Here is a 2567-nt window from a genome sequence, read left to right on the forward strand (position 1 = left end):
CAGGCTGTTGAAAAAGTCTGTAGCGGGGCGGCGTTTGGCGTGATTCACTCGGCTAGAGGAGTTGGCTGGGGGCATTTGATGCGCGGGTCGGATGAGCGCTCTGGATCGCTGTTTTCCTATGTGGATCTGGAGGCACGGGTCGGARTGGGCCATCCGTTGCGGCCGATCCGGGARATCGCCAATGCAGCCTTGGCGGAGYTGACGGGGGATTTTAGCGCGCTCTATGCGCAGCGGCTGGGGCGGCCGTCGATCGCGCCGGAGAAGCTGTTGCGGGCGATGCTGCTGCAGGCGTTCTACGGGCTGCGCTCGGAGCGTCAGCTGATGGACCGGCTGGAGTTCGACCTGTTGTTCCGTTGGTTCGTCGGTCTTGGAGTGGATGACCCGGCTTGGGACCATTCGAGCTTCTCGAAGAACCGGGACCGGCTGCTGGCCGGAGAGATCGCAGCCAAGTTCCTGTCCGCGGTACTGGCTCAGCCGAAGGTCAAGCGGCTGTTGTCGAGCGACCATTTCTCGGTGGATGGCACGCTGATCGAGGCCTGGGCCTCGACCAAGAGCTTCCGGCGCAAGGACGGCAGCGACGGCGATGATGGCTCCAGGACGGGGCGCAACGCCGAGCGCGACTTTCATGGCAAGAAGCGATCCAACGAGACYCACCAGAGCACCACCGACCCCGAGGCCAGGCTCTATCGCAAGAGCGATGGCCAACCGGCCAGGCTCTGTTACCTCGGCCACGCCTTGATGGAGAACCGCCACGGCCTTGCGGTCGGCGGCGGAGTGACCTTGGCTACCGGCACGGCGGAACGCGAAGCGGCGCTCGCCCTGCTGGATGCGAGGCCAGGTCGCGCACGGCGGATCACACTCGGCGCCGACAAGGCCTATGACGTGAAGCAGTTCGTGGCCGATCTCAGAGCCCGATCGATCACCCCGCATATCGCCAGCAATGAACATGTCACCAAGACCGGCAAGCGGCGCCGGAGCGCCCTCGACCGRCGCGTCCAGCGCCACCCCGGCTATGAGATCAGCCAGCGCTGCCGCAAGCGGATCGAGGAGGTGTTCGGCTGGATCAAAAGCTCGGCGGGACTGGCCAAGGTGAAGGTGCGCGGCCGCCCCAAGGTCGATGCCGCGTTCACTYTGGCGCTGGCCGCCTACAACCTGATCCGTCTGCCCAAGCTTCTGGCGGCCCCGGCATGATCAAGGGCAAGTGGCGGATCGTCGAGATGGCTGTGTGGGATACCGACTTCCTCGACATGATGGAGCCGGCCTACATCCTTTTCGAGGGCAAGACAGGCGGCGAGTTCGCCTTCGGCTGCGTCACCGGCCAGTTGCACTGCCGCGAGACCGACAACGGCATCGACTTCACCTGGCAAGGCAATGATGAGATGGACGAGGTCTCGGGCGACGGATGGGCCAAACTTCAAACGGACGGCTCCCTCAAGGGCGAAATCCGCGTCCACAACGGTGACGATTCCACCTTCATCGCCCGCCCACCCGCGCTTGGCCGATCTCTGTGTTGTCCAGAACGGTGTAACCCGCCGGATGACCCTCGCGGACCATCATGACGTATTGGCTGCCTTCGGCCTCAAATGGACCGCACCGGCTGATGTGGTGGCGGGTTTCGATCGCGCGCGAAACACCATCATCTACGCCTTTTTCGACTATGACGCGAAGCGCAGGCGTTTGGTGCGTTCGAGCTGGCGCTAAAGCATCAGCTCGATGGCCGCGGCGACGCTTCTCATGGTAAGCTGCGCAATCTCGTCGACAGGGCGAGGAAGGCTGCCATCCTACCAGCGCCCATTTCTGGCTCGGTAGTGATGTCCGACCCAATCGAGGCTCTCATCCGGTGTCTGGGGCAAAGTTCGGCGGAGGGTGGCCCAAGTCCGGAACAGGATGGACCGCTTGGGCTCCTGTTCCGGGTGAAATCGTTAGCCTCCGAGCCCGTTAGATAAACAGCGGATCGGTCGAGAACGGCGCGGGCGCCGGGTCGAACAGGAAATCATCTTGGTCGAGGAAAACCTCCTGCCCGGCATTCACGAAGACCGAGATATTCCCGCGCACCGAGGTGATCGTCGTTTCGAATTCCTCGTTGACGATCGACAGGTCGGAGAATTGCAGGCCGCTGCCGCGCAGGTCGAACAGGTCCGAACCATCCTGGAAGCCGGACACCGTGTCGCCGAAGAAGCTGCCTTCCTCGCTCCAGCGCCCGGTTCCGCTGTAGACGAACAGATCCTGCGCATTGTCCAGCTCGAAACCGAACTCGTCGCGTCCGGCCTCCATCTGGTCGTCGGCCGCACCGCTGATCAGCCAATCCGAGCCGCCTTCCCCGTTCATGGATGTGCCGACCGCGCCGGCATGCAGCTCGTCGTTGCCGGCCTCGCCCGCAGCGTGTTGTCGAAGTTGTTGAAGGAGGTGTCGCTGCCGAACATGACATCGTCGCCCTCGCCGCCAAACGCCGTGCCGCCGCCGTCGCTCGTCGCCAGCGTCAGTCGGTCATTGCCCGCGTCGCCAAACAGATTGTGGAAGCCGCCCGGACCGCCATCGAGGATATCGTCGCCGGCGCCGCCATGGAC

3 protein-coding genes and 1 pseudogene are annotated in these 2567 nt (G+C 63.8%); 2 read left to right on the forward strand and 2 right to left on the reverse strand.

Annotated features, from left to right (window positions below; all coding sequences use genetic code 11):
• Positions 1-78 precede the first annotated feature (78 nt).
• Together AC1D34_RS37530 and AC1D34_RS37535 are read left to right on the forward strand one after the other, a co-directional pair.
• Complete coding sequence (locus AC1D34_RS37530) at positions 79-1191, forward strand: IS5 family transposase (protein ID WP_476827025.1); 1113 nt, start codon at positions 79-81, stop codon at positions 1189-1191.
• A complete protein-coding gene (locus AC1D34_RS37535; protein WP_476827026.1) occupies positions 1188-1559 on the forward strand; it encodes a hypothetical protein in 372 nt (123 codons plus the stop codon). Before AC1D34_RS37530 ends, AC1D34_RS37535 begins: the two co-directional genes overlap by 4 nt.
• Before the next feature lie 379 nt (positions 1560-1938).
• Here AC1D34_RS37535 and AC1D34_RS37540 read toward each other — a convergent pair whose 3' ends face one another.
• Positions 1939-2328 carry a hypothetical protein gene (locus AC1D34_RS37540; RefSeq protein WP_441492650.1) on the reverse strand — a complete coding sequence of 130 codons (390 nt, stop codon included), beginning with the start codon at positions 2326-2328 and terminating at the stop codon, positions 1939-1941.
• A pseudogene (locus tag AC1D34_RS37545) lies at positions 2325-2567 on the reverse strand (hypothetical protein); the annotation flags it as partial. The gene AC1D34_RS37540 and the pseudogene AC1D34_RS37545, both read right to left, overlap by 4 nt.

This window comes from Allobosea sp. P1_A7 (genome assembly GCF_056406775.1).

Coding starts and splice junctions, on each gene's coding strand:
- AC1D34_RS37535 (WP_476827026.1), top strand. CDS start 1,188: ATGATCAAGGGCAAGTGGCGGATCGTCGAGATGGCTGTGTGGGATACC.
- AC1D34_RS37540 (WP_441492650.1), bottom strand. CDS start 2,328: ATGAACGGGGAAGGCGGCTCGGATTGGCTGATCAGCGGTGCGGCCGAC.